At 70.2% G+C, this 24,996-nt stretch carries 24 protein-coding genes; 11 read left to right on the top strand and 13 right to left on the bottom strand.

The features are described 5' to 3' along the window. Window positions 1–65: 65 nt before the first annotated feature. The gene (locus HCR68_RS08200; RefSeq protein ID WP_167148475.1) at window positions 66–1,106 is read left to right on the top strand and encodes a DUF3152 domain-containing protein; all 1,041 of its coding nucleotides are present in this window, start codon (window positions 66–68) and stop codon (window positions 1,104–1,106) included. Window positions 1,107–1,223: 117 nt separating this feature from the next. Here the strand turns inward: HCR68_RS08200 and clpB are convergent, their stop codons facing one another. Further along, window positions 1,224–3,902: an ATP-dependent chaperone ClpB gene (clpB, locus tag HCR68_RS08195; protein WP_167148473.1), complete on the bottom strand. Its 2,679-nt coding sequence runs from the start codon at window positions 3,900–3,902 to the stop codon at window positions 1,224–1,226. Between the two features lie 237 nt (window positions 3,903–4,139). Between clpB and HCR68_RS08190 the strand changes: the two genes are divergently transcribed. The 6 genes from HCR68_RS08190 (at window position 4,140) to HCR68_RS08165 (ending at window position 8,041) form a co-directional block, all read left to right on the top strand. Beyond that, the gene (locus tag HCR68_RS08190; RefSeq protein ID WP_167148471.1) at window positions 4,140–4,841 is read left to right on the top strand and encodes a hypothetical protein; all 702 of its coding nucleotides are present in this window, start codon (window positions 4,140–4,142) and stop codon (window positions 4,839–4,841) included. 94 nt (window positions 4,842–4,935) lie between these two features. After that, complete coding sequence (locus HCR68_RS08185; protein WP_167148469.1) at window positions 4,936–5,631, top strand: hypothetical protein; 696 nt, start codon at window positions 4,936–4,938, stop codon at window positions 5,629–5,631. A gap of 303 nt (window positions 5,632–5,934) precedes the next feature. After that, the gene (locus tag HCR68_RS08180) at window positions 5,935–6,693 is read left to right on the top strand and encodes a hypothetical protein (RefSeq protein ID WP_167148468.1); all 759 of its coding nucleotides are present in this window, start codon (window positions 5,935–5,937) and stop codon (window positions 6,691–6,693) included. Beyond that, complete coding sequence (locus HCR68_RS08175) at window positions 6,690–6,899, top strand: helix-turn-helix transcriptional regulator (RefSeq protein WP_126414894.1); 210 nt, start codon at window positions 6,690–6,692, stop codon at window positions 6,897–6,899. Before HCR68_RS08180 ends, HCR68_RS08175 begins: the two co-directional genes overlap by 4 nt. Window positions 6,900–7,091: 192 nt before the next feature. Then, window positions 7,092–7,559: an MmcQ/YjbR family DNA-binding protein gene (locus HCR68_RS08170; protein WP_167148466.1), complete on the top strand. Its 468-nt coding sequence runs from the start codon at window positions 7,092–7,094 to the stop codon at window positions 7,557–7,559. 299 nt (window positions 7,560–7,858) lie between these two features. After that, complete coding sequence (locus HCR68_RS08165) at window positions 7,859–8,041, top strand: Rv0909 family putative TA system antitoxin (protein ID WP_167148464.1); 183 nt, start codon at window positions 7,859–7,861, stop codon at window positions 8,039–8,041. A gap of 234 nt (window positions 8,042–8,275) precedes the next feature. Here the strand turns inward: HCR68_RS08165 and HCR68_RS08160 are convergent, their stop codons facing one another. The 4 genes from HCR68_RS08160 to HCR68_RS08145 are packed head-to-tail and all read right to left on the bottom strand — an operon-like array spanning window position 8,276 to window position 11,877. Next, window positions 8,276–9,601 (bottom strand): ABC transporter permease, encoded by a 1,326-nt coding sequence (locus HCR68_RS08160; protein ID WP_243859005.1) that lies wholly within the window; start codon window positions 9,599–9,601, stop codon window positions 8,276–8,278. Further along, window positions 9,537–10,301, bottom strand: a complete 765-nt coding sequence (locus HCR68_RS08155; RefSeq protein WP_243859004.1) for an ABC transporter ATP-binding protein — start codon at window positions 10,299–10,301, stop codon at window positions 9,537–9,539. Before HCR68_RS08155 ends, HCR68_RS08160 begins: the two co-directional genes overlap by 65 nt. Then, on the bottom strand, window positions 10,298–11,404 hold the full coding sequence (locus HCR68_RS08150; RefSeq protein ID WP_167148462.1) for a peptidoglycan-binding protein: 1,107 nt from the start codon (window positions 11,402–11,404) through the stop codon (window positions 10,298–10,300). Before HCR68_RS08150 ends, HCR68_RS08155 begins: the two co-directional genes overlap by 4 nt. Window positions 11,405–11,406: 2 nt before the next feature. Next, on the bottom strand, window positions 11,407–11,877 hold the full coding sequence (locus HCR68_RS08145) for a hypothetical protein (protein WP_167148460.1): 471 nt from the start codon (window positions 11,875–11,877) through the stop codon (window positions 11,407–11,409). A gap of 250 nt (window positions 11,878–12,127) precedes the next feature. Between HCR68_RS08145 and HCR68_RS08140 the strand changes: the two genes are divergently transcribed. Together HCR68_RS08140 and HCR68_RS08135 are read left to right on the top strand one after the other, a co-directional pair. Then, on the top strand, window positions 12,128–12,787 hold the full coding sequence (locus HCR68_RS08140) for a response regulator transcription factor (RefSeq protein WP_167148458.1): 660 nt from the start codon (window positions 12,128–12,130) through the stop codon (window positions 12,785–12,787). Next, window positions 12,784–14,052 (top strand): ATP-binding protein, encoded by a 1,269-nt coding sequence (locus HCR68_RS08135; protein ID WP_167148456.1) that lies wholly within the window; start codon window positions 12,784–12,786, stop codon window positions 14,050–14,052. The genes HCR68_RS08140 and HCR68_RS08135 overlap by 4 nt, the downstream gene beginning before the upstream one ends. Before the next feature lie 90 nt (window positions 14,053–14,142). On the opposite strand, the gene HCR68_RS08130 is transcribed toward HCR68_RS08135, so the two are convergent. The 8 genes from HCR68_RS08130 to dnaK form a co-directional block, all read right to left on the bottom strand. Continuing rightward, window positions 14,143–14,598, bottom strand: a complete 456-nt coding sequence (locus tag HCR68_RS08130; protein WP_167148454.1) for a collagen-like protein — start codon at window positions 14,596–14,598, stop codon at window positions 14,143–14,145. 259 nt (window positions 14,599–14,857) lie between these two features. Beyond that, window positions 14,858–16,195 (bottom strand): DUF418 domain-containing protein, encoded by a 1,338-nt coding sequence (locus HCR68_RS08125; protein ID WP_167148452.1) that lies wholly within the window; start codon window positions 16,193–16,195, stop codon window positions 14,858–14,860. Window positions 16,196–16,372: 177 nt separating this feature from the next. Beyond that, complete coding sequence (locus HCR68_RS08120) at window positions 16,373–17,806, bottom strand: DUF418 domain-containing protein (RefSeq protein WP_167148450.1); 1,434 nt, start codon at window positions 17,804–17,806, stop codon at window positions 16,373–16,375. Window positions 17,807–17,948: 142 nt separating this feature from the next. Further along, window positions 17,949–19,250, bottom strand: coding sequence for a DUF418 domain-containing protein (locus HCR68_RS08115; RefSeq protein WP_167148448.1), 1,302 nt, complete (start codon window positions 19,248–19,250; stop codon window positions 17,949–17,951). A 100-nt stretch (window positions 19,251–19,350) separates the two neighbouring features. Then, complete coding sequence (locus tag HCR68_RS08110) at window positions 19,351–19,878, bottom strand: helix-turn-helix transcriptional regulator (RefSeq protein WP_167148446.1); 528 nt, start codon at window positions 19,876–19,878, stop codon at window positions 19,351–19,353. Beyond that, entirely contained in the window at window positions 19,875–20,912 is a 1,038-nt protein-coding gene (locus HCR68_RS08105) for a DnaJ C-terminal domain-containing protein (protein WP_167148444.1), read from the bottom strand. Before HCR68_RS08105 ends, HCR68_RS08110 begins: the two co-directional genes overlap by 4 nt. A gap of 195 nt (window positions 20,913–21,107) precedes the next feature. Continuing rightward, window positions 21,108–21,743 (bottom strand): nucleotide exchange factor GrpE, encoded by a 636-nt coding sequence (gene grpE, locus HCR68_RS08100; RefSeq protein WP_167148442.1) that lies wholly within the window; start codon window positions 21,741–21,743, stop codon window positions 21,108–21,110. Continuing rightward, on the bottom strand, window positions 21,740–23,602 hold the full coding sequence (gene dnaK / locus HCR68_RS08095) for a molecular chaperone DnaK (protein WP_167148440.1): 1,863 nt from the start codon (window positions 23,600–23,602) through the stop codon (window positions 21,740–21,742). The genes grpE and dnaK overlap by 4 nt, the downstream gene beginning before the upstream one ends. Before the next feature lie 548 nt (window positions 23,603–24,150). Here dnaK and HCR68_RS08090 point away from each other — a divergent pair. Both HCR68_RS08090 and HCR68_RS08085 read left to right on the top strand, forming a co-directional pair. Beyond that, window positions 24,151–24,402 (top strand): hypothetical protein, encoded by a 252-nt coding sequence (locus HCR68_RS08090; RefSeq protein ID WP_167148408.1) that lies wholly within the window; start codon window positions 24,151–24,153, stop codon window positions 24,400–24,402. 154 nt (window positions 24,403–24,556) lie between these two features. Next, window positions 24,557–24,973: a serine/threonine protein phosphatase gene (locus HCR68_RS08085; RefSeq protein WP_167148438.1), complete on the top strand. Its 417-nt coding sequence runs from the start codon at window positions 24,557–24,559 to the stop codon at window positions 24,971–24,973. Window positions 24,974–24,996 lie beyond the last annotated feature (23 nt).

The following is a 24,996-nucleotide window of genomic DNA, read 5'->3' as shown; positions in this document are numbered from 1 at the left end:
GACCTTGCGCGCGCCGGGGTACCTCCCGGCAGGTTAACCGGGCCCGAACACCCTACGATGGCGATATGAGCCCCTCGACTCCGCAGCCGCCGCGGCGTCCCTCCCGCTCCAGGCGGGGCCCCGGCCGCGCCTCGTCGTCGGCCTCAGGACGCCGCAGGACTCCCGCCGCTCTGCGCCGCAGCCCGGCCGGCCAGCACTCCACGCATCGCCATTCGTCGGAAGGCCCCGACCCCGCCAGCCGGCGGGCCCTCGTCGTCGCCCGGCAAGAACGTCAGCGACGCCGCAGTCGCAGCCGCCTGCTGTACGGCACCACCGTGGTGGTGGCACTGGTCCTCATCGTCGTCGGTCTACGCGTCTGGGGCTTCCACCCCGGTTTCGCCCTGCCGCTGGACTCGGCCGCCACTGAGACTCCGTCGCCGGCCCCGGCGGAGGCGGGTCCGTCATCCGCTCCACCGAGCGCGAGGCACGCGGCCTCGCCAACAGCCGCCCCATCAGCCTCACCAAGCCCGTCGGCCTCGACGCTGCCTGCTCCGCGACTGGACGCCGAGGGATTCGCGCACTCCGACGCCGTCGGCGACGGCACCTGGACGATCGCCCCGGCCGTGCCCGTCACCCGGCCCGCGGCCGGGACCGTCTACCGCTACGTGCTTCAGGTCGAGGGCGGCACCCACGTCGACGCCGCGGCCGCCGCCCCCATCGTCGAGAGCACCCTCAACGACGAGCGCGGCTGGCCCACCGCGCAGAACACCTCCTTCGAGCCGGTGGCGGACCCGGCCGCCGCGGACTTCGTCTTCAACATCGCCACGCCGCCCACCGCCGACGCCCTGTGCTCGCCGCTGGACACCGGCGGCATGTGGAGCTGCCGCAACGCCACCAACGTCGTCATCAACTCCGACCGCTGGAACTGGGGCTCCGTCACCTACCCCGACGTCGACTCCTACCGCACCTACGTCACCAACCACGAGGTGGGGCACTTCCTCGGGCACGAGCACGAGTTCTGCGCCGGCGCCGGCCTCAAGGCCCCTCTCATGGCCCAGCAGAGCCACGAGCTAGCCGGCGGCTGCGTGTACAACGCCTGGCCCACCCAGGACAACCAGCCCGGCTGAGGCGCGCGCCTCCACGGACGCCACGAGGGGCGGAACCACCGCACTGGTGGATCCGCCCCTCGCTGTCTGTGCGACCCGATCGGACCGGTCGCCGCCCGGCTCGGCGGCCGTCCCGGCTCAGGCCGGTGATACCGCCGAGGCCGCGGAGGGCAGGTGCGCCTCCCCCTCGGCCCGCAGCGTCAGGCCGTCACCGCCGTCGACCCTGTCGACGATGACCCGCTGGCCATCGAGGACCTCCCCGGCCAGCAGCATGCGGGCCAGGCGGTCGCCGATCTCGCGCTGGACGAGGCGGCGCAGCGGCCGGGCCCCGTAGGCGGGGTCGTAGCCCTCGTCGGCCAGCCAGCTGCGGGCCGCGTCGGTCACGTGAAGGCTCAGGCGCCGGTCCTTGAGGCGCTTGGCGATGCGCGCCAGCTGGATCTCGACGATCTCGCCCAGCTCCTCCTTGGTGAGCGCCTCGAAGATGATGATGTCGTCGAGGCGGTTGAGGAACTCCGGCTTGAAGGAGGACTGAACCACGCTCATGACCTCGTTGCGCTTCTCCTCGGGGCTGGTGAGCGGGTCGGTGAGGTACTGGCTGCCCAGGTTCGAGGTGAGCACGAGGATGACGTTGCGGAAGTCGACCGTGCGTCCCTGGCCGTCGGTGAGGCGGCCGTCGTCGAGCACCTGCAGGAGGATGTCGAAGACCTCGGGGTTGGCCTTCTCGACCTCGTCGAGCAGGACCACGGAGTAGGGCCGACGCCGCACGGCCTCGGTGAGCTGGCCGCCCTCCTCGTAGCCGACGTACCCGGGAGGGGCGCCCACGAGGCGTGCCACGGAGTGCTTCTCGGAGTACTCGGACATGTCGATGCGCACGATGGCGCGCTCGTCGTCGAAGAGGAACTCGGCCAGGGACTTGGCCAGCTCGGTCTTGCCCACGCCCGTGGGGCCCAGGAAGAGGAAGGAGCCGGTGGGGCGGTCGGGGTCGGAGACGCCGGCCCGCGAGCGGCGCACCGCGTCGGCCACGGCGGCCACGGCGGCCGCCTGCCCGATGAGGCGCTCACCGATGACGTCCTCCATCGTCAGGAGCTTCTCGGTCTCGCCCTGGAGGAGCCTGCCCACGGGAATCCCCGTCCAGGAGCCCACGACCTCGGCGATCTCGGGGGCACCGACCTTCTCGGCGATCATCGGGTCACCGACGGCCTCCTCGGCGTCGTCGGCGGCCTCGGCCTCGCGGATCTGGCGCTCCAGGGCGGGCATGTCGCCGTAGCGCAGGCGACCGGCCTCCTCGAAGTTGCCCTCGCGCTCGGCCAGGTCGGCGCGGGTGCGCATCTCGTCCAGGGCGGCGCGCAGCTCGCCGACCTTGTTGTGGCCGGCCTTCTCGGCCTCCCAGCGGGCGTTGAGCGAGGCCAGCTCCTCGGAGGCGTCAGCCAGCTCGGCGCGCAGGCGCTCAAGGCGGTCGACGTCGGCCGGGTCGGCCTTGGTCACGTCCTCGATGGACTCGTCGAGGTAGGCCTCCTCCATGCGCATGCGGTCCACGCGGCGGCGCAGCTCGTCGATCTCGACAGGGCTGGAGTCGAGCTCCATGCGCAGCCGGGAGGCGGCCTCGTCGACCAGGTCGATGGCCTTGTCGGGCAGCTGGCGACCGGTGATGTAGCGGTCGGACAGGGTGGCGGCGGCCACGAGGGCGCCGTCGGAGATGGTCACCTGGTGGTGGGCCTCGTACTTGGGGGCGATGCCGCGCAGGATGGCGACGGTGTCCTCGACGCTGGGCTCACCGACGAAGACCTGCTGGAAGCGGCGCTCCAGGGCCGGGTCCTTCTCGATGTTCTCGCGGTACTCGTCCAGGGTGGTGGCACCCACCATCCGCAGCTCGCCGCGGGCGAGCATGGGCTTGAGCATGTTGCCGGCGTCCATCGAGGAGTCAGAGCCCGAGCCCGCTCCGACGACGGTGTGCAGCTCGTCGATGAAGGTGATGACCTCGCCGTCGGAGTCCTTGATCTCCTTGAGGACGGCCTTGAGGCGCTCCTCGAACTCACCACGGTACTTGGCTCCGGCGACCATCCCGGACAGGTCCAGGGCGATGAGGCGCTTGCCGCGCAGGGACTCGGGCACGTCGCCGGCGACGATGCGCTGGGCCAGGCCCTCGACGACGGCGGTCTTGCCGACGCCGGGCTCACCGATGAGGACCGGGTTGTTCTTGGTGCGCCGGGACAGGACCTGCACGACGCGGCGGATCTCGGCGTCGCGGCCGATGACCGGGTCGAGGCGCCCCTCACGGGCGGCCTCGGTGAGGTCGGTGCCGTACTTCTCAAGGGTCTTGTAGGTGCCCTCGGGGTTGGCCGAGGTGACGCGGGAGGAGCCGCGGACCTGGGGCAGGGCCTCGATGAGGGCGTCCGGGGTGGCGCCGGCGTCGGCCAGGATGCGGGCCACGGCGGGGGTGGAGCCGGAGGCGTCGCCCTTGGCCAGGCCGATGAGCAGGTGCTCGGTGGAGATGTACTCGTCGTCGAGCTCCTTGGCGACCGCGGAGGCGGCCTCCAGGGCGGCCAGCAGGGCGCGCGAGGGCTGGGGCTGGGTCATCGAGGAGCCCGAGGAGGCGGGCAGCTGGGTCAGGATGCGGCGAGCGGCGGCGCCGACGGCCTGACGGGCCGCGGCGTCGGGAGAGACGGCGGCCAGGAGTCCCGCGGCGACGCCGTCGGGCTGGGAGAGGAGCTCAACGAGCAGGTGCGCCGGCTCGATCTGGGGGTTGCCGGCCGCGGCTGCGGCCTGCATGGCCCCGGAGATCGCCTCCTGCGACTTCGTGGTGTAGTTCGTGTCCATATGGACCTCCTTCGAGGTTGGTAACGTCTTGCGTCTTCTGGCCACCTCAACCGCCGCGGAGTTGAGTCTATTCCGCTCAACTTTCTGAACCGCCGGTGAGGTGGACTACTTCTCCGCATCCCCTTGGACGCGATGCCGCTGATGATGCTCCCGGCACGCCAACCGACCATTTGAAACACCGCCGTTCGATGACGCGGGTAAGGTCACGTCACGATAAAGCCCCCACCCGGAGAAACTATGAGAGCCACGCGCGCCGCCCTCGCCCTGACCACTGTCCTCATCCTGGCGGGCTGCTCCCAGAGCGGCTCCTCGTCGGCGGGTCCCGCCGGAACAACCACCTCCACCCCCGCGTCCGCGACGACGGCGTCGAGCGGGGCCGGCGCGGCCACGCAGCCCGGCGCAGGCGCCTCCGGCAGCGCCGGCGTGGCCCCCTCCATCCCGGCAGGCCACCAGGCAGTCACCGCCCCGACGGTCGGCATCACCTTCGCCGTGCCCGAGGACTGGCAGGACCTCAACGCCCTCACCGAGGCCCAGAAGACGCTCATCGCCCGCGTCCAGGGCGTGGACCCGTCGACCTTCTCCGAGAAGCTCAGCAGCACCGACGCGTTCTACGGGCTGTTCTCGCCGGGCAGTCGCTCCTTCAACAGCGCGGCCGTCGCCAAGGAGGCCGAGACGTCGTCGACGCCCCCGTCCCAGGCGAGCCTGGACGAGTTCATCACCCAGCGCGGCGGGACACCGACGGGCTATGCCACCAGGCAGTCCACTTACGGCGAGGCCGCCATCGACACCTCGACCGCGCCGATTCAGGGCATCCAGACGCCGGGGGCGGTGGTCGCCGTTCCGACGTCGGGCGGCACCTACGCCCGCATCGCCGTGACGGCCGGCACCGCGGAGGAGGTCGACGCCATCGTGTCCACCATCATCGAGACGGCCCACTGACCGCTCCGCCGGGGCGGGGAGCCGTCCCCATAGAAGATATCCAGCGAAGCATGGTGTTCTGATAAGGCCTTTCCTCCTCACCTATAGGAGCATCATGAAAACCGCACGCACCGCCGCGACCCTGCTGGCCGCCCTCGCCCTGACCACGGCCCCCGTTCTGACCGCCTGCTCGCAGAGCACACCGAACTCGGACTCCGGCTCATCCAGCTCGGCCGCATCCGACGGCTCGGCGGACTCGACTAAGAGCGATGACAAGGACAGCAAGGCCGACAAGACCGACAAGACCGACAAGGACGGTGGCAAGGCCTCCGCCAGCGCCACGAAGAACGACCTCCCCAAGGAGACCCCCGCGGGATACCAGGAGGTGACCGCCCCCACCGCCGGTGTCGCCTTGGCGATTCCCGAGGACTGGCAGAGCACCCCCCTGGACTCCTCGTCAGACATCTACTACCGGGCTCCCGACAACGGCTTCACCCCGTACCTCGGCAATGTCAACGTCTCCAAGACCCTCATCCCCGCCACCTCGGCCCCGAGCGAGGATGAGCTGAGCCCCGCCATCTCCCAGGTCCCCGGTGGAACCTCGACCGGATACTCCACCGAGCAGACCGCCAACGGCGAGGCCGCCATACTCAGCTACACGGCCAGCATTGAGGGTCAGACGGTCAATGGAGCCGTGATCGCAGCCCCCACGAAGGAGAAGGGGAAGTTCGCCATCATCTCCATCAATGCCGGATCGAGCGGCCAGACCATTGACGAGCTGAAGACAACCGTCATCGAGACGATCCACTGAGTGCCGAGTCGACTGAGTCGAGCCGCCGAGTCCGGCGGTCAACCGGCTGCATGACATCCACCAGGACCGTCCTCGAGCACGGCCGGGGACATCCTGCGCGTACGGGTGCGACAATCTCCCGGCCGGGGACATGTCACGCGTACGGGCGCAGTTCTTCCGTCCCCGGCCGCGCGAGATGTCCCCGACGGGAAGAAGATGAGCAAGGCCGTCGATCTCCGCCTTCTCCAAGCACTTGACAGCGCACGGCACACGGGCACACCATATCGAGTATCGATACATCGATAGTCGATATGGAGCGTCGTCATGACCGCAAGCACCGAAGCCTCCTCAGACACCGAAGACACCGACGTCGACGCCGATCCTGCCGCCGACCAGGCCTCCTCCGACGCCGCAGCCGGCCAGGACGCCGGCGTCGGTCCCGTCAGCCTTGCCTTCACCTCATTCCTGCTGGCCCTGCTGTGCTTCTCCCCCTTCTACATGCTCGGATCGAACCTGTGGGATCTCGTCAACGGCCGCGGGCTGCTCCTGGAATTCACGGATAGCAGCGCGGTGTCGGAGGAGCATCTGGCCTTCGGTCATACGACGGTGGAGATGAGCTCCGGCCACTCGACGACCTACGGGACCGTGCACGGACTGTCCGGCGGCGCGCAGTTCTTCACCGGCCTGTTCATCACCGTGCACCTCGTCCTCATCGCGGCCTGCGCCGTCGCCTTCGTCCGGTTCATCGCCGCGATCCGCCCGGGCCGGCCGGGATTCGTCGACCAGCTCTTCACCCGGGGCGGGCACCTGTTCTGGCTCCTGCTGGGACAGACGCTGAGCTCCCTGATGCTGCAGATTACAAGCCTGGGGATCTCCGACGAGTACTTCACCAACGCCCGCACGGGAGCGGAAGAGCTGAGCGGGTCGATCCCCACCGGCAACGACATCCCGACCCTCAAGGAAGTCATCGTCCTGATCCTCGCAACGCACCTGCTGCTCGCCCTGCACCGCCTCTATCAGCGCTCCAGCTCCCTGGCCGCGGAGAACACCGCCCTGCGCGAAGAGACCGAGGGACTCGTGTGAGCCACGTCGTCTGCCACCTCGATGAGCTGCTGGCCGCCCGCGGGATGACGCTCGTGGAGCTCTCCGAGAAGGTCGGGGTCACCACCGTCAACCTCTCGGTGCTCAAGAACGACCGCGCCAAGGCCATCCGCTACTCCACGCTCAGCGCCATCTGCGAGGCCCTGGGCTGCTCGGTCGGCGAGCTCCTGGAGGTCGTCCCGGACTGACCTGCCAGGACTGCCGACACGTACGGGGACATCCTGCGCGTACGGGTGCAGCAATCTCCCGGCCAGGGACATGTCACGCGTACGGGTGCAGTTCTTCCGTCCCCGGCCGCGCGAGATGTCCCCGGCCAAGACAGAAGGTCCCCAACGGCGTCGAATGTCCCCGGCCGGGAGGACAACGTAGGCTCGACGTCGATGATCGAGCCTCTGCCCCACCCCGGCGGTACCCGCCCCGCCCGCGTCGACGACGACGCCGTGGCCACCCGCCGTGACGACCTCCTGGCTCACGCGGCCGGCCTGCCCGGCGCCTGGGCCGGCGACAAGCCCGAGTGGGACATCCCCGTGGCCTCCGTGGGGACCCGCCTGTTCCTGCTGCTCATCCCCCACACCGACGGCCGCCTCCTGGCCAACGTCAAGCTCGACCCCGAGGACGTCGTCGCCGTACGGTCCACCTACAGCTGGGTGGAGCCGGGCTTCCACCAGTCCAAGCGGCACTGGGCGAGCATCGACCTCACCAGCCCCGACTACCGGCCCGACACCGCCGCCGACATGGTGGAGGACTCCTACCGGCTCGTCCTGTCGCTGCTGACACGCCGGGTGCGCGAGGCCGTCCTCCTGGCCGACGCCGCAGGCGCCCCCGCCCGCCCCACCTGGCAGTGGTGAGGGACCGAGGCGTCCTCGCCGAGGACATTCCACCCGTGCGGGTGCACCCGCCTTCCAAACGGGGACATTCCACCCGTGCGGGTGTAGGCTTTCCGTCCCCGGCCGCGCAGAACGTCCCCGCCCGCAGGAAAAGGTCCCCGACGGCGTCGAACGTCCCCGACCAGGACCGCGTGGCGCGCAGCCTGCCTCCGCCCGGGCGGAGAGGCACCCCCATAGGTGACGTACCGGCGCAAACCTGGCACTATTCGGACGAGGCCGTCGTCGTCCGACGTCCGGCCACCCGACGGAAGGAGATACACATGGGACTTGATGACCTGGCGAAGAAGGCCGGTGACGCTCTCAGCTCCGACAAGGCCGAGGCGATCAGCGACAAGGCGCTGGACGCCGCAGCCGGCGTGGCCAAGAAGGCGACCGGCGGCAAGTACGACGACAAGATCGACACCGCCCGCGACGCCGTCGACGGCAAGCTCGGCACGGAGTGATTCGGCTGAGAGCCTGCTTGACCCCAGGCACCGCGGTCTTCTGATCGCAGGAACGAGGGCCCCGCACTGAGCTGTGCGGGGCCCTCGCGCGGTCCCGGTCCATCTGAGCCCGTCTCCCGTGCGCCGCCTGCACCGGTCACCGCAGTCCGGCGCCGTCGGCGCAAGGGCCCAGCCGTCTCCCACCGGGACGTCTTGATCCGCCTCCTCCTCGGGCCTCCCGGCCCTTCCCGGCCGCTACTGCGCGTTGAGCGCGGCCGTCGGAGGAGTGCGTGAGGCTCGCACGGCCGGGTACACGCCGGCCAGGGCCCCGATGACGATGGTGACGCCCAGCCCGCCGGCGATCGCCACCACCGGCAGGCTGAAGGGCCAGCCGTTGGCGGCCGACATCGCGGCCGTCACCCCGATGCCGATGACGCACCCCAGGGAGCCGCCCAGGGTGGCCAGCAGCAGCGCCTCGGTCATGAACTGCACGAGGATGTGACTGCGCATGGCCCCCAGGGACCGTCTCAGGCCGATCTCCCGACGGCGCTCGAGCACCGAGATGATCATCGTGTTGGCGACCCCGATGCCACCGACGAGCAGGGCGATGGAGCCCACGCCCAGCAGCAGGCCGGTGAAGGCCTTGTCGGCCGCGTTCTTGGCCTCCAGCGCGTCCGAGGGCCGCGAGACCTTGACCTCGCTGGGGGCCTGCGGAGAGATCGACGGCGCCAGGAGCTGGCGCACCTGGGCGACGGCGGAGTCCTGGCTGCGGGTGTAGACCGTCGTCGGCTTGGCGTCGTGCCCCAGCAGGTTGGTGGCGACCCCCTGGCCGATGAGCGCGGCCGAGTCGAGCTCGGGGGCCAGGACCACCGGCTTGAGGATGCCGACCACCGTGAACCAGCTGCCGCCGATCCACACCTTGGTGCCCGGCGTGACGACGCCCAGGCGCTGGGCGGCCGTGTGCCCCAGGACCGTGGCCGGGTACTGGCTGGTGGCCTCGTTGAGCCAGGTGCCCCGGTCGACCTGCCCGGCCACGACGTCGAGCAGCGAGCGGTCCGCGGCCATCGTGGTGATGCCGCCGGAGGCGTTCTTGTCGATGAGCGGGCTGCGGTAGACCAGCGCGTTCTTGACCAGGCCGGTGCTCGAGGCGCTCTCGACGTGTTCGATGAGCCGGACCTTGCCGACGGTGTCCTGCGGCAGGGACGAGGACTTGCCGAACAGGTCCTGCCCGGCGGAGGCCGTCAGCAGGTTGGTCCCCAGCGAGTCGAGCTGGGCGGCCAGCTGGGCCCGGCTGGAGGCGGAGATGCCGACCACCGCGATCATGGCGGCGATACCGATGGCGATGCCCAGGGCGGACAGGAAGGCACGGGTGGGTCGGGCCTTGATCCCGGTTCCCCCCAGGCGCAGCACGTCGGACAGGCGCAGCCGCGAGCGCTGGAACGGCCTCGTCGAGGCCTCGGGACGCTCGGCGCCGTGGGCGTTGCCGCCCTCCTGCGACCTGCCGGCCGGTGCCCGGTCAGGCCGAGGCGGCGACGTCGGCGCGGACGGCACTGACGTCGGCAGTGGCTGCGTGGTCTGCACGATCGACCTCCTTGTGGTTGGACCTGCGGCTGGAGTCCCCGACGACGCGGCCGTCGCGGATGGCGATCTGCCGGGGCAGCTGGGCTGCCAGCTCGTTGTCGTGGGTGATGACGATGACGGTGGTTCCCTGGGAGTGGAGCTCGTGGAGGAGCTCGACGATCGAGGCCCCGGAGGCGGAGTCGAGGTTCCCGGTGGGCTCGTCGGCCAGCAGCAGGGGCGGCTCGCCGACGACGGCGCGGGCGATGGCCACCCGCTGACGCTCGCCGCCGCTCATCTGATGGGGGCGGTGGTCGAGGCGGTGGGCCAGGCCCACGCGCTCCAGGGCGGCCCGGGCCCGGCGGCGCCGCTCGGAGCGGGGGATGCCGCTGTAGAGGAGTCCGTCGGCCACGTTGTCGACCGCGTTGACGCCGTCGGCCAGGTGGAACTGCTGGAAGACGAAGCCGATGCGGCTGGCGCGCAGGGCCGAGAGCTTGGCGTCGGACAGGGAGCCGACGTCGACGCCGTCGATCTCGACGGTGCCCGAGCTGGGCCGGTCCAGGGTGCCGATGAGGTTGAGGAGCGTGGACTTGCCCGAGCCGGAGGGGCCGACGATGGCGACGAACTCGCCGTCGTCGACCTCCAGGCTCACGCCCGCGCAGGCGGCCACGGGCGGCTCCCCGTAGGTGCGGTGGACGTCCTTGAGGGACAGGATGCGGCTCATGTCTGGGGCACCACCACGGTCTGCCCCTCTGAGATGCCGTCCCCGGAGATCTCCACGCGCCCGCCGGCGAACAGTCCGACGGTCACCGGCACCTTGCGCGTGGAGCCGCCGGACTCGACGATCTCGACGCCGTACTCGTTGGGGCTCAGGGCCAGCAGGGCGCCCACGGGCACCGACAGGACGCCCTCGCGCTTCTCGCTGGGCAGGGCCACGGTGACCGAGACCTCCTGGAAGTTGGCGGTCGCGGAGGCGTCGGCGAGGGTGACGGTGATGGGGATGACCCTCTCCTTCGTCTCGTTGCCGCCCGCGCCGGATCCTGAGCCGGAGGTCTTCTCGGTGGGGGTGCCCACGGAGGTGATGGTGCCGGTCGTGGTCTTGGCGTCGGGCAGCGTGATGGTCACGGCGGTGCCGACGGCGGCCAGCTTCTGGTCGGAGAGCTTGACGTTGGCGTCGATCACCTGGGTGGTGGAGGTGACGTCGTAGAGCTCGGATTCGGCGGCGACGCGGTCCCCGACACGAGCACTGACCGTTCCCACGCGCAGGTCCCCGGGGACGAAGACCATCCGCCCCAGGGGGATGGTCCCGGTCTGGGGCAGCCCGACCGCCTTCTGCCACTTCATGATGGCGCTGGTGGTGGCCCAGCTGAAGTGGTTGTCGGGCTCGTAGTCGAAGTAGCCCAGGTCCCTCAGGACCGTTTCGAGCTGGCGGATGTCCTCACCGTTGTCCATACCGGCCTCGAAGCTGCGCCAGGCGGGCAGGGAGCCGTGCATGAGGTAGGCGATCTCGGTGCCGGTGCGGTAGAGGACGTCGCCCTGGGTCAGGACGGTGCCGGAGGCGGGCACCTGGATGAGGACGCCCTCGAAGCCGGCCTTGAGCTTGCGCGCCTCGGCGTAGCGCAGGGTGCCGGTCACCGAGGTCTCGCCCTGGAGGTCGCCCTTGGTGATGGTGTCGGTGGCGCCGGTGAAGGACGACGTCGTGGGCTGCGGCTTGGCAGCGAAGGGCCCGGAGCGGGTGGCGAAGGCCCCGGCCCCGGCGCCGGCGGCCAGGACGGCTCCGACGCCCATGGCCAGGAAGCTCCGACGCCGGGTGCTGTGCGTCGTCATGGTCACTTGTTCCCCAGGTTGGAGACGCACTTGCTCATGACGTCCTGGGGGATCTCGCCGTTGATCTGGAGCCCCTTGCCGGCCTCGGGGTCGGGGACGTCGTAGCCCTCCTTGCGCAGGCACTGGGCGGCCTTGACCAGGTCCTGCTGCACCTCGGGCTTGGAGAGGTCCTCGGTGCCGGGGGCGGGTCCGACCTCCTTCTCGCACTCCTGGGCGGCCTTGGTGGCGGCCTCGTTCTGGGGGATCGCGACATTGCCCTTGGAGTCGGGGTCGGAGACGTCGATGCCCTTGCCCCGCATGCACTGGGTGAGCTTGAGCAGGTAGTCGTCATTGCTCCCCTGCGAGGCCGCCTGGGAGGCCGCCTCCTTGGCGTTGTCGGTGGCGGAGGTCTTGCATCCGGCCGTCATGCCGACGGCGCAGGCCGCGCAGGCCAGAAGGGCAAGGGCTCGCAGGGAGAGGTTCGTCTTCTTCATGGTTAGGGAGATCCTTTCGGTACCGGTCAGTGCCGGGGAGGTCGGCCGGGGTGCGGTACAACGCCCGGTGATGTCCCCCAGCCAACCGGGACCGACGTTGCGAGAACCTTCAGGAATTCGCTTATGTGCTGGTAACACGGCCCCTGGTTGGGTAGAAGAAGGATGATGCCGCCGGGACCGTCCAGTGGCTGCCCACGGGCCCGGCACACAGTGGAAGACAGAGAGAAGCAGCGAGAAGGAGGACGGGACGATGCGCGTACTCGTCGTGGAGGATGAGGAGTACCTGGCCGAGGCCATCGCCACGGGCCTGCGGCGCGAGGCCATGGCCGTCGACGTCGTCGGCGACGGGGCCGGCGCCCTGGAGCAGGTGGCGACCAATGACTATGACATCCTCGTCCTGGACCGGGACCTGCCCGTGGTCCACGGCGACGAGGTCTGCCGCCAGGTGGTCGCCGAGCACCCGAGCACGCGGATCCTCATGCTCACCGCATCGCGGACGCTGGACGCACGCGTGGGCGGCTTCGAGCTGGGGGCGGACGACTACCTCACCAAGCCCTTCGAGTTCCCCGAGCTGGTGGCCCGGCTGCGGGCCCTGGGACGGCGCAGCCAGCCGGCGCGCACCCCGGTCCTCGAGGCCCACGGGGTGCGCCTGGACCCCTTCCGCCGGGAGGTCTACCGCGACGGGCGCTTCATCCGGCTGAGCCCCAAGGAGTTCGCGGTCCTCCAGGTGCTCATGGAGGCCGAGGGCGGGGTCCTCAGCGCCGAGACGCTGCTGGAGAAGGCCTGGGACGCCAACGCCGATCCCTTCACCAACTCCACGCGGGTGACGATCTCGCACCTGCGTCGCAAGCTCGGCGAGCCCTGGGTCATCCAGACGGTTCCCGGCGCCGGCTACCGGTTCAGCGCATGACCGGCGCCGCTCGACCGCAGCCCGAGGACGGGGCGGGCACGGGCACCGGCGGAGGCGCCGGAGGCCATCCACCGGCCGGCTCCGGCGGCGCTCCGGAGGAGCGGCTTCGCCGTCCGCGGCACCTGAGCATCCGGGCCCGTCTGACCGCGACCTACGCGGGCCTGGTGACGCTCTCGGGGGCGATCCTCATCGTCCTGGTCTACTTCTACACCCGCTACATCACGCTCTCCATCGCCTTCGGCCCGCCCCAGCAGGATCCCGCGATCGACCCGACGACGCCGCAGGTCGCCCAGGTGGACACGAACCTGTTCGAGCTGCTGGGCGCCATCCTGCGCTCCGCCGTCGGGGCGCTCATGCTGCTGGCCGTGGTCTCCGGGACGGTCGGCTGGGTGCTGGCCGGGCGGATGCTGCGGCCCCTGTCCTCGATGAACGCGGTGGCCAAGCGCGCCGCCTCGGGCGACCTCAGCCAGCGCCTGGCCCTGTCCGGGCCGCGCGACGAGATCCACGACCTGGCTGACACCTTCGATGACATGCTGGCCTCGCTGGAGCGTTCCTTCTCGGTGCACCGCCGCTTCGCGGCCAACGCCTCCCACGAGCTGCGCACGCCCCTGGCCACCACGCAGACGATGATCGACGTCGCCCTGTCAGACCCGCAGGCCTCGACCGAGGACCTGCGCCGGGTCCTGACCCGGGTGCTGGAGACCAACCACGCCAACCGCGAGACGATCGACGCCCTCCTGGACCTGGCCGACGCCCAGTCCGGCAGGCTGGCCCACGAGGACGTGGACATGGAGGCCACGGTCCGCGACTCCCTGGGACTCATCGCCCCGGAGGTGGCCGAGCGCGACCTGCACCTGTCCACCCGCCTGCTGCCCGCCCGGGTCCCGGGCGATCCGGTGCTGCTGCGCCAGAGCGTGTCCAACCTGCTGCGCAACGCGGCCCGCTACAACGTCGAGGGCGGCCGGATCACGGTCGGGATGGCGCACCTGGCCGACGGCGTCCGACTGACGATCCGCAACGACGGCCCGATGGTACCGGCCGACAGCGTCGAGTCCCTGCGCGAGCCCTTCGTCCGCGGTGAGGGACGGGGGCGGACCCGGGGATCCGGGCACGGGCTGGGCCTGGCGATCGTCACGGCCGTGGCCACCGCCCACGGCGGCTCCCTCCACCTGAGCGCCAACCCCGCCGGCGGACTGACCGCCGTCCTCGAGCTGCCCGGAGGCGAGGCCGAACCCGACGCCGGCGCACCGGGCATCAACGGCTGACGGCCGCCAACCACACGGGTTGGCGGCCGTCAGAAGCACGAGGCCGGCTGCGGATCCGAGGGTCCGCTGGAGAGCGTCGCTTGGGAGCTGCTAGTTCTTCTTGCCCGAGTTGATGACCAGCTCCACGAAGAGACGGACCAGACCGATCTGCACGAAGGTCCAGGGGGCGTCCAGGAGCAGGCTCAGAAGGAACCGACCGAAGTTGAAGCTGCGGCTCAGAGTGTCGGTGTCATAGGTGCCGTTGGCCTCGCCAGTGTTGTAGGCCGAGTAGAACCAGCTGACGATCAGGGCAGCGGCGGCAATGTAGAAGAACACCTTGCCGAACTTCTCAGCGAAGGGCTTGGCCGTGTCGAAGAGGTTACCCATGAAGCTGTCCCCTGCCTGCGCCGGCGGGAAGGGCTGACCGGGGGCGCCGGGACCACCCGGGGCACCGGGACCGCCCTGGAACTGCTGCTGGGGCGGGTAGGGCTGACCCGTTGCCGGAGCGGAGGGAGCGGAGGGCTGCTGCGGGTAGAAGGGCTGACCGGGGTTGGGGGGCTGAGTCATGAGACTGTTCGCTTCCTTCAGTGTTGGGGACGCAGGCAGGCTACCGCGTCTACTCTGCCCTGTGAAACGGAAAGGTCAACCCTCACATCTTGCAGGACGACTCACAACACCCGGAATGTGGGGAGATTTCGCGCTGTTGGGGCGGTTATCCGCCGTTCCACCATGCGGGAGCCCCGGGGAATACGGGGGCGGTGCGTCCACTATGACCGCCGGGGAAGATCTCCCCATGGACTCGCGCACCGAAACGTGTCTCCGACCATCAGCGAACCAGCTCGTAGACGTCGGGAGACACACCATGCTCCACCGGGGCAGCCGGAGAGGGAGGCGCCGGGAGCCGGCGTCGGCGCTCGCTGCGGGCGACGGCGGTGCGCAGCAGGGTCTCGAAGGGACCGGCGTGACCACCGCGATCCAGCGCCACGCACAGACCGACGGTCACCAACCAGACCACCAGCGCCATCCCCGCGGCCCGTGCCTCTCCCAGGTGAAGCTCGATCCCGGTCAGGGCCGGCACGATCAGGAAGACAGCGGCGAGGAGCAGGGTCTGGGTGAGGTAGGCGGTCATGGAGCGCCGCCCGACGGCGGAGGCCATCCGGCGCGGGCCCGTCAGCTCTCGACGAGCCGTTCCGTCCGACGTCGGCCCTCCGGCGTAGAGGGCCAGCAGGGCGAGCCAGCCGCAGGCACCGGCCAGTCCGGTGACCTCGTGAAGGGGAGCGGCCCAGGCGGCCAGGTGCCCGCCCGTGGACCAGATGGCGTACCCCACGCCTCCTGCAGCCCCGACTCCCAGACCGATCAGGCCGACGGCGGCCAGGAGGCGGCGGTGGCGCTCGGGGTGGGCGATGAGATCGGTGTCGGCCAGGCGGGCACCGAGGAACATCGACGGGAGCACCATGGACAGGAGCACCGTCAACACCGTGTTTCCGCCCCAGGACGTCACGCTGGCGACGGCCTGGGACAGCGGGGTGGTCGCGCCGGTGGCCTGCGGCTGCCCACCCGCCGCTGCGCTCAGGCCCTGAGCCGCCACGAAGCTGCCCATGGTGTACATCGTCGTGATGACGAGGGCGGTGACCACAGCGCTGACGGCCGTGGCCCGCTTCCAGTGCTTGCGGGAGAGCCATCCGGCGAAGACGACGGCGACCAGTCCGTAGGTGCCGATGATGTCGCCGGAGAAGAGCACGGCGTGGGCGGCGCCGAAGAGGATCATCCATAGGCCTCGGCGTCGCACGAGGCGGCGGGCGTCGAGGGTGGCCTGCTCGCGGGCCCAGGCGACCTCCTGCGGCGTCGGCTCACGGCCCGCGTCCACACCCGGGAGGGACTGGAGACAGGCCTGCGTCCCCGAGGCGATGCGCCGGTTGATCATCGTGGCCAGCCCGAAGCCGAACAGCATCGCGAACAGCGGATAGGCCCGGTGGTCGACCAGGAGGGTGCGCACCCACAGCCAGGCCGTGTCGACGGCGTCGCCGGGGGCGGAGGAGCGTGTGGTGACGACCCAGAAGGGAGTGTTGGCCAGCGCGATGAACAGGAGCATGAGGCCGCGGGAGACGTCCGGGGCTGGGAAGCGCGGGCCTCGGAAGGCGGTGAAGGAGGTCGTGAGGCTCATGTCCTCCACGGTAGGAATCGGCAGTGATCCGCACCTCCCCCGCAGGATCCGTTCACTCCCACCGATCCGCTCCACCCTGGGGATGAACGGAGCCCCGGCCTCTCCTCCCGGAGGGCCAGGGCTCCTCATCCTCGCACTCGCCTCGCCGAGGACTCGCGTCCAGCAACCGGCTGCGGTTCAGGCTCCCGCGAGCACGTGGCGGCCGGGAGCCTGCGCGTGGGCATGGGCGGTCAGCGTTGTCGTGTTCCCCGACTGCACGAGGGGCGCCGCCGCGTTCCGGGCAGGAGCCCGCTCGACGAGCGGGGTCGTGCGGCTACGCTCGCTGCGGGCGACGGCGGTGCGCAGCAGGATCTCGAAGGGACCGGGCATGCCGAGTCGTTCCATGACGGCGCAGGCGCCCACGATCGTCAGCCAGACCATCGCCGCGACCCCGGCGGCCGCCGCAGGCCCCAGCGTCAGGGAGGTCCCGGTCAGTCTCGGCATGACGACGAACATGGTGGCGAACATGAGTGTCTGGAACAGGTAGGCGCTCATGGAGCGGCGTCCCACGCCGGCGAGCAGCCACCTGAGGCCGGTCAGCCGGCCGTCCGACGTCGGTCCACCCGCGTAGAGGGTCAGCACGGCGAGCCAGCCGCAGCCTCCGGCCAGGCCCAGGACCATGATCAACGTGGGATCGATCTCCCAGGGCTGAGAGCCTGTGAGGGGAGCCAGGATCTCGTGGAGCGCTCCGAGCGCCCCGAGGGCCAGCCCACCGATCCCGGCGGCGGCCAGAGGACCACGGTGACGCTCCGGGTGGGCGATGAGGCCCGAGTCGGCCAGTCGGGCACCGAGGAAGGCGGCCGGAAGAACCATCGTGGTGCGGGCCACCCCGATGGCGAGGCTGAGCCACTCACCGACGTTGGTCACGAACCAGGGCAGCGTCGACAGTGCCGACTCGGCCGACTCAGCCGACTCGGTGGGGGCCGCGGCCGCCGGGACGGTGCTCCCTGCGGCGGAGGCGGCCGCTCCGGCGTCGGGCGCGGACAGCATCGACAGGATCACCGGCACGACCTGGATCAGAAGGACGAGGACGCACACCGTCAGCTGGCGCTTGTGGTGCTTGCGGGCGATCCATCCGGCGAAGACGACGGCGACGATGCCGTAGGCGCCGATGATCTCAGAGGGGAAGAAGATGCCGTGGACCAGCCCGAACAGCACCATCCACAGGCCGCGGCGCCGCACGAGGCGGCGGGCGTCGACTATCGCCTGCTCCCGGGCCCGGTCGACCTCGGCGGCCGACGGCGCCCGGAGCCCGCCGGTCAGCCCCTGGCAGTAGGCGCGGGTGCCGGAGGCGATGCGGCGGTTGATCATCGTGGCCAGCCCGAAGCCGAAGAGCAGGGCGAACAGTGGGTAGGCGCGCTGGTGGATGAGCAGGGCGTTGAGGACGCCCCAGGTCCTGTCGGCCGCGGACAGCACGGCACGCCCCTGTGAGTCGGAGGGCGCGGAGACCCAGAAGCCGATATTGGCCAGGGCGATGAGGAGCAGCATGAAGCCGCGGGCGACGTCGGGAGCGGGGTAGCGCAGGCCGCGAGAGCCGGTGAAGGATGTCGCGAGCGAGGTCGTCGTGTTCATGACTCGACCGTATGAAAGCCGGTCACTACGCGGCGTCCGCCTTAAGCGCCGAGATCACGTCCGCCGAAAGGTGGAGGCCGTCCCCCGGCCATTCTTCCGGAGGACGGCCCGGGCAGGGCGGTGTGTGCGCTGAGGCGGAGGGTTACGCCCCCGGCTGGGTGACGGGCTGGGCAGGCGGCGCCGTCACCGGACGCTTGCGCTCGCTGCGGGCCACGGCGGTGCGCAGCAGCGTCTCGAAGGGCCCGGCATGACCGCCGCGCTCCAGAACCGCGCACAGCACCACGGTCACGGCCCAGACCGCCAGCGCAATGAGGGCGGCTGCGGCCTGCCCCACCCACAGGCGCTCGCCGGTGGCCAGGATCGGGATGAGGACGAAGATGGTCCCGAACAGGATCGTCTGGGACAGGTAGACGGTCATGGACCGGCGCCCAACGGCGGAGGCGAGCCTGCGCACACCGGTAAGTCGCCCGTCCGGCGGCGGGCCGCCGGCGTACAGGGCCAACAGCGCCAGCCAGCCGCAGGCGCCAACAATGCCGAAGAGCTCCTTGGCGGCGGCGTCCCACGGCCACTCCGAGATGGGCAGCACACCGGTCAGGGCGCTGTGGAGCGCTCCGAGCGCCCCGATGACCAGGCCGCCGATCCCCACCAGGACGAGCAGGCGGCGGTGCCGATCCGGCTGGGTGATGAGGTCGGTGTCGGCCAGACGCGCGCCGATCACCGCCGCGGGCACGATCAGTACAATCAGGACCTGAGCGAACAAAGCGATGGTCCACACCTCGATGTTGATGACGAACCAGGGAAGTCCCGTCAAGGCCGGGCTCTGCTGCTGTCCGGACCACACGGCGGTGCTCTCCGGGGAGGCGAAGCCCATCGCCAGGAAGCTGCCGGTGGCTACCAGCATGATGATGGCACCGACGGCGTACAGATGGGTGTACCTCTTGCGGGCCAGCCACCCGGCGAGGATGACGGCGACCAGACCGTAGGCGCCGATGATGTCGCCGGAGAAGATGATGCCGTGGACGAACCCGAACAGGATCATCCACCAGCCCCGACGTCGCACGAGGCGCCGGGCGTCGAGGGTGGCCTGCTCGCGGGCCCAGGCCTCCTCCTGCGGCGTCGGCTCACGGCCGGCGTCCACGCCCGGGAGGGACCGGAGACAGGCCTGCGTCACGGAGGCGATGCGCCGGTTGATCATGGTCATGAGCCCGAAGCCGAACAGCATCGCGAACAGCGGGTAGGCCCGGTGGTCGACGAGGAGCACCCGGACGAACACCCACCAGGTATCAGCTGTTGATGCCGGGCGAGTGCCGAGGAAGTTGTCGGGCATCCTGTTCCATGACGGGACGTTGGCCACGGCGATCAGCAGGAGCATGAGACCGCGGGCCACGTCGGGGGCGGGGTAGCGCACACCCCGGGAGCCGGTGAAGGAGGTCGTCATCCGCATGCCAGCCACCTTACGGTTGAAACGGCTCGGCCTTCCTCCCCCACCTGGGGGATCATTCCCCTGGGGGATCATTCCCCCGGCAGACCCGACCCTGTCCTCGTCAGCGCTGCGGGAATCGCCCGGACCTCGTGGGGACGAGCGCCGTGCTCACGGGGCTCGTCCCGGGAGCGACATCGGCCGGGTTCGTCGGGCGCCCGCCTCCCGGCTCGGGGCGACGGCTCTCGTGGCCGCGGCTCCGTCGACCGGGCGCGACGACCTGGACCTCGCCGTCGGCGGCCGCGGCGAAGATCCGCTGGACGACGGCCTCCCGGCTGCGCATGCGGGCGTTGTCGGCCTCGAGCTCCTCGACACGGGCCTCCAGGTCGAGAATACGGCGGATGCCCTCGAGGTTGATGCCCTCCTGGGACAGGGACTGGATGCGGCGCAGGCGCTCGACGTCACGGTGGGAGTAGCGCCGGCCCCGCCCGCGGGTCCGGGCGGGGCTGACCAGTCCGAGCCGGTCGTACTGGCGCAGGGTCTGGGGGTGCATCCCGGCGAGCTCGGCCGCCACGGAGACCACGTAGACCGCGCGCTCGGAGGCGTCCTCGGCCAGGTAGCCCAGGCCCTGCCCGGCCCGACGCCGGCTCACTTGCCGGCCTCCTCCATGAGGGTCGCCCGCGGGTCGGTGTCTCCCATGGCCTCATCGAAGGCCTCAAGGGCCTCCTTGGCGGCCTTGGAGAGCTTCTTGGGCACGGCCACCTCGATGGTGACCAGCAGGTCGCCGGTCTTCTTCCGGGTGGTGGCGCCCTTGCCGCGCAGGCGCATGACGGTTCCTGAGGAGGTGCCGGGCTTGATCTTGATCTTGGAGGTGGTGCCGTCGAGCAACGGGACCTCGACCGTGGCACCCAGGGCCGCCTCGCGCAGGGTGACGGGCAGGTCCATGCGCAGGTTGGCGCCGTCGACCGGGTCGATGGAGTACACCGGGTGCTTGTTGACGCTGATGGACACGACCATGTCGCCGTTCTCGCCGCCGTTGAGGCCGGCTCGCCCCTTGCCGCGCAGGCGGATCTTCTGGCCGTCGCGCACGCCCGAGGGAATGCGGACCTTCATGGTGCGTCCGTCCGCGGTCAGCTCCACGGTGGTGCCGGCGACGGCGTCGCGCAGGTCCAGCGCGGCCGAGGTCAGGACGTCGGAGCCCTTCTGCGGCTGGGGCTGGGAGCCGAAGCCCCCGAAGCCGAAGGGGCCGGGGCGCCCGCCGGAGCGGGTGGGGCTGGGGGTGCCGCCGAACATGCGCAGCAGGTCGTCGAGGTCCGGCTGGGCACCGGCACCGCCGGTCTCGAAGCGGACGTTTCCGCTCTGGCCGCCGAACATGGAGGAGAAGATGTCCTCGAACCCGGCCGCGCCACCGGCCCCGCCCGGGCCTCCGGCCTGGAAGCGGGCGCCGCCTCCGGCCATCGAGCGGATCGCGTCGTACTGCTTGCGCTCGGCCTCGTCGGACAGGACGGCGTACGCCTCCCCGATCTCCTTGAACTTCTCTGCCGCCGCGGCGTCGTCGGGGTTGCGGTCGGGGTGGTACTTCTTCGCGAGCGTACGGTAGGCCTTCTTGATGGCGGCGGCGTCGGCGTCCTTACTCACGCCGAGGACCGCGTAGAAGTCCTTCGTCATCCAGTCCTGACTGGCCATGTTCGTGTCACCGCCTCCTTATCCGGGTGATCGTGGGTTTTCCTTACTGATTACTTCTTGTTACTTCTTGCTGCTTCGTGTTGCTGTTGAGCTGAAGGGCTCGTGGGGCATCTCGGCCGACGGCGGACCCGAGCCAGCGTCTCTGGCGGGTCCGGGTCCGACGTCGGACCGGGGTGGTTGGCGCGCAGGCGCCGTTCAGGCCGGGTTGGCGACCTGGACGCGGGCGGCGCGCACGACGCGCTCGCCCAGGCGGTATCCGGGCTGGAGGACCGCGGCGATGGTGGGCTCGGTGACCTCACTGGACTCGGTGGCCATGAGGGCCTCGTGAACCGTGGGGTCGAAGACCTCGCCCACGGCACCGAAGCGCTCCAGGGAGTACTTCTCGGCCAGGATCGACTCGAGCTTGCCGGCCGTGGTCTCGAAGGTGCCGGTCAGGTCGCCGTGCTGGCGGGCCAGCTCGATCTCGTCGAGGACCGGGATGAGGGCCTCGACGACGCCGGCGGCGCCGGCGTCCCGGTGGGAGGCCGCGCCCTCGCGGGACCGACGCACGAACCCCTGGTACTCCTGCTGGAGGTTGTAGAGGTCCGCCCGGGCCCGGGCCAGGTCGTCGGCCGCCTGCGCGGCCTGGGCCTGAGCCCGGGTCAGGGGGTCGTCCCCCGCCGCCTCCCCGTCGGGGGAGGCGGCGTCGGACTGGCCGGCCGCGCCCTCGGATGAGCCCTCGGCGAGTCCTTCACGGACGTCGTCGGGCACCTCCTCGAAGGCCGACTCGACGGCCGCCTGGAGCTCGGGGTCGATGCCCTCGTTCTCGGGGGTGGGGCCGGCCGCGGTCACTTGGAGTCCTCGTCGTCGACGATCTCGGCGTCCACGATGTCCTCGTCGTCGGAGGACGTGGAGCCCGTGGAGGAGGCGGAGCCGGAGTCGGTCGCACCCTGGGCGGCGGCGTCGGCCTGGTAGATGGCCTCACCGACCTTCTGGGCCACCGAGCTCAGCTTCTCCTGAGCGGTCTTGACCGGCTCGATGTCGTCGCCCTCGAGGGCCTTCTTGAGGTCGGTGACGGCCTCGGAGACCTCGGAGTGAACGTCCTCGGGCAGCTTGTCCTTGTTGTCCTTGAGGAGCTTCTCGATGGAGTAGGCCTGCTGCTCGGCGGCGTTACGGGTCTCGGCGTCCTCGCGGCGCTTCTTGTCCTCCTCGGCGTGGGCCTCGGCCTCCTTGACCATGCGGTCGATGTCCTCCTTGGGCAGGGCCGAGCCGCCGGAGATGGTCATGGACTGCTCCTGGCCGGTGCCGCGGTCCTTGGCCGAGACGTGCACGATGCCGTTGGCGTCGATGTCGAAGGAGACCTCGATCTGGGGCACGCCGCGGGGGGCCGGGGCGATGCCGGTCAGCTCGAAGGTGCCCAGCGGCTTGTTGTCCCGGGCGAACTCGCGCTCGCCCTGGTAGACCTGGATGAGCACGGAGGGCTGGTTGTCCTCGGCGGTGGAGAAGACCTCGGAGCGCTTGGTCGGGATGGCCGTGTTGCGCTCGATGAGCTTGGTCATGACCCCGCCCTTGGTCTCGATGCCCAGGGACAGCGGCGTGACGTCGATGAGCAGGACGTCGTTGCGGTCGCCCTGGATGACGCCGGCCTGGAGGGCCGCGCCGATGGCGACGACCTCGTCGGGGTTGACGCCCTTGTTGGGCTCCTTGCCGGTCAGCTCGCGCACCACCTCGGTGACGGCGGGCATGCGGGTGGATCCGCCCACGAGGACCACGTGGTCGATGTCGGAGACCTTGACCCCGGCGTCCTTGATGACGTTGTGGAAGGGGATCTTGGTGCGCTCGAGCAGGTCCGCGGTCATCTCCTGGAAGTTGGAGCGGGTGAGCTTCTCATCGAGGTGGATGGGGCCGGACTCGCTCATGGAGAGGTATTGCAGGTTGATGTTCGTGGAGGTCGCCGAGGACAGCTCCTTCTTGGCCTGCTCGGCGGCGTCCTTGAGGCGCTGCATGGCGATCTTGTCCTTGGACAGGTCCACGCCGTCCTTGCTCTTGACCTGCTTGACCAGCCAGTCGACGATGCGGGCGTCCCAGTCGTCACCGCCCAGGCGGTTGTCGCCGTTGGTGGCGCGCACCTGGATGGTGGAGAAGCCATCGTCGTCCTTGCCGACCTCGAGCAGGGAGACGTCGAAGGTGCCGCCACCGAGGTCGAAGACGAGGATGAGCTCGTCCTCCTTGCCCTTGTCCAGGCCGTAGGCCAGGGCCGCGGCGGTGGGCTCGTTGACGATGCGGTCCACGGTCAGGCCCGCGATGGTGCCGGCCTCCTTGGTGGCCTGGCGCTCGGCGTCGTTGAAGTAGGCCGGGACGGTGATGACCGCGTTGGTGACGGGCTCGCCCAGGTAGGCCTCGGCGTCGGTCTTGAGCTTGGCCAGGATGCGGGCGCTGATCTCCTGGGCGGTGTACTTCTTGCCGTCGATCTCGACGGACCAGTCGGTGCCCATGTGGCGCTTGACCGAGGAGATGGTGCGGTCGACGTTGGTGACCGCCTGGCGCTTGGCGATCTCGCCGACGAGGATCTCGCCGGACTTGGAGAAGGCCACGACGGAGGGGGTGGTGCGGCCGCCCTCGGCGTTCGGGATGATGGTGGGCTCGCCCCCCTCGAGGACGGCGATAGCAGAGTTGGTGGTACCGAGGTCGATACCGACAGCGCGTGCCATGTGATGTGCTCCTTGTGTTGCTTGGTCGATGTCTGTGGTGAAGGCCGGAGGCTCCGGCGTCTTCAAGTTGAGTCGTATGCACTCAGGATTGTGGTTGAGTCTGGTTCTGTCAACTCAATGACTCCCAACCTTGAGTCTGACTGGCTCAACCTCGGGGACCAGCGATCCATTCCAGGAAGGTTCAGTGACCTGCGGCACGCATGCGGGTGCAGCTCACCCCAGGCCGCCCCGACCCGGCCCATCCCAGCCCTCCAGGGGCCATCCCACCTGACCCCACCCACCCCAAAGCCCAGCGATCCTGCGGAAAGTGTCACGACGGGAGACTTTTCGAAGCCAGCCATGACTACCCCTCCGCACCCAGAGCCCTCCGACCTGCACAGATGCCTCCGAGATCCTCGACATCCACCCCACCGAACGCCGCCCCCGCTCCCGAATAGTCGCCCGTCGTGACACCTGCGCATCTGCTGCGGACATGGCAGCCACCGCCAACACCGCCTCAACACCTCAACCCCTCGACCAAAGAGCAGATCGCAAGCTACCTTGGAGTTGTGGACGATCCGATCATTGCCCGATCGGCACTGAAGCACGGCCTGGGAGAGGCCGAGATTCTGGCGCACGCCGACGAGCTGGCCGCTCGTTTCGAGGACTACGAGCCGGTCATGATCGATGAGGTCGACGTCGCCGCACTTGCCGCCCGTCCCACCAATGCACAGGTCGCCGACCGCCTGCGGCATCAGGACCGAACCGAGGGTCCCGATGCCGAGCGCATTGTCAACGTGCTGCGGACCTCAAGGCGATGATCGTCTTCGCCCCGCCTCTGGTGACCTGCGATCGGAAGCTCGACACAAGTGGGCACCGGGCACGGGTCGAGATCATGGCCGGCTCCCACTGACATCCCCTCCTTTCTTTCATGTCACCAGCTTCATACTCATGGGGTCCGGTAGCCTCGCGGGTATGAGCGCCCAGTCCGAGGCACAGGCCGACCTTCCCGCGCCCGAGGACATCTTCGAGCACCTGCGCCGCGAGGACGGCGAGCACGTGGGCTACATCGAGATGACCGGTGACGGCCGGTTCGTCCCGTACGACCTGCTGTGGATCCGCAGGGGCGCGGCAATGGACCTCGACGAGGCCGAGGCTGTCCTGGACGCGATCGGTCTGCGGCTCCTGGCGGAGGACTGGCTCCTTCAGGAGCAGGATCCGCAGACGGGCGAGGAGACCTGGGCGCGAGTCAGGATCCGCGAGATCCACCGGGACCGCGTGATCGTGTCCAGGGCGATGGAGGACCTGTCGGCCGGCATCGCCAAGTCCGTGGACCTCGTCGGCGCCATCGAGCTGCCTCTGCCGACGACGCGGCTGCGCGCAGCGCCCTGAGCGTCCGCGTGTTCGTAGGGCAG

It is taken from the genome of Actinomyces sp. ZJ308 (assembly GCF_011752065.1).
Classification (GTDB): domain Bacteria; phylum Actinomycetota; class Actinomycetes; order Actinomycetales; family Actinomycetaceae; genus Actinomyces.
The sequence above is the reverse complement of the archived record's forward strand: the minus strand, read 5'-3'. Positions and strand labels throughout refer to the sequence as shown.

Excerpts from the sequence above, each read along its gene's own strand:
- HCR68_RS08200 (WP_167148475.1), top strand. The coding sequence starts at position 66 with ATGAGCCCCTCGACTCCGCAGCCGCCGCGGCGTCCCTCCCGCTCCAGG.
- clpB (WP_167148473.1), bottom strand. The coding sequence starts at position 3,902 with ATGGACACGAACTACACCACGAAGTCGCAGGAGGCGATCTCCGGGGCC.
- HCR68_RS08190 (WP_167148471.1), top strand. The coding sequence starts at position 4,140 with ATGAGAGCCACGCGCGCCGCCCTCGCCCTGACCACTGTCCTCATCCTG.
- HCR68_RS08185 (WP_167148469.1), top strand. The coding sequence starts at position 4,936 with ATGAAAACCGCACGCACCGCCGCGACCCTGCTGGCCGCCCTCGCCCTG.
- HCR68_RS08180 (WP_167148468.1), top strand. The coding sequence starts at position 5,935 with ATGACCGCAAGCACCGAAGCCTCCTCAGACACCGAAGACACCGACGTC.
- HCR68_RS08170 (WP_167148466.1), top strand. The coding sequence starts at position 7,092 with ATGATCGAGCCTCTGCCCCACCCCGGCGGTACCCGCCCCGCCCGCGTC.
- HCR68_RS08165 (WP_167148464.1), top strand. The coding sequence starts at position 7,859 with ATGGGACTTGATGACCTGGCGAAGAAGGCCGGTGACGCTCTCAGCTCC.
- HCR68_RS08155 (WP_243859004.1), bottom strand. The coding sequence starts at position 10,301 with ATGAGCCGCATCCTGTCCCTCAAGGACGTCCACCGCACCTACGGGGAG.
- HCR68_RS08150 (WP_167148462.1), bottom strand. The coding sequence starts at position 11,404 with ATGACGACGCACAGCACCCGGCGTCGGAGCTTCCTGGCCATGGGCGTC.
- HCR68_RS08145 (WP_167148460.1), bottom strand. The coding sequence starts at position 11,877 with ATGAAGAAGACGAACCTCTCCCTGCGAGCCCTTGCCCTTCTGGCCTGC.
- HCR68_RS08140 (WP_167148458.1), top strand. The coding sequence starts at position 12,128 with ATGCGCGTACTCGTCGTGGAGGATGAGGAGTACCTGGCCGAGGCCATC.
- HCR68_RS08135 (WP_167148456.1), top strand. The coding sequence starts at position 12,784 with ATGACCGGCGCCGCTCGACCGCAGCCCGAGGACGGGGCGGGCACGGGC.
- HCR68_RS08130 (WP_167148454.1), bottom strand. The coding sequence starts at position 14,598 with ATGACTCAGCCCCCCAACCCCGGTCAGCCCTTCTACCCGCAGCAGCCC.
- HCR68_RS08125 (WP_167148452.1), bottom strand. The coding sequence starts at position 16,195 with ATGAGCCTCACGACCTCCTTCACCGCCTTCCGAGGCCCGCGCTTCCCA.
- HCR68_RS08120 (WP_167148450.1), bottom strand. The coding sequence starts at position 17,806 with ATGAACACGACGACCTCGCTCGCGACATCCTTCACCGGCTCTCGCGGC.
- HCR68_RS08115 (WP_167148448.1), bottom strand. The coding sequence starts at position 19,250 with ATGCGGATGACGACCTCCTTCACCGGCTCCCGGGGTGTGCGCTACCCC.
- HCR68_RS08105 (WP_167148444.1), bottom strand. The coding sequence starts at position 20,912 with ATGGCCAGTCAGGACTGGATGACGAAGGACTTCTACGCGGTCCTCGGC.
- dnaK (WP_167148440.1), bottom strand. The coding sequence starts at position 23,602 with ATGGCACGCGCTGTCGGTATCGACCTCGGTACCACCAACTCTGCTATC.
- HCR68_RS08085 (WP_167148438.1), top strand. The coding sequence starts at position 24,557 with ATGAGCGCCCAGTCCGAGGCACAGGCCGACCTTCCCGCGCCCGAGGAC.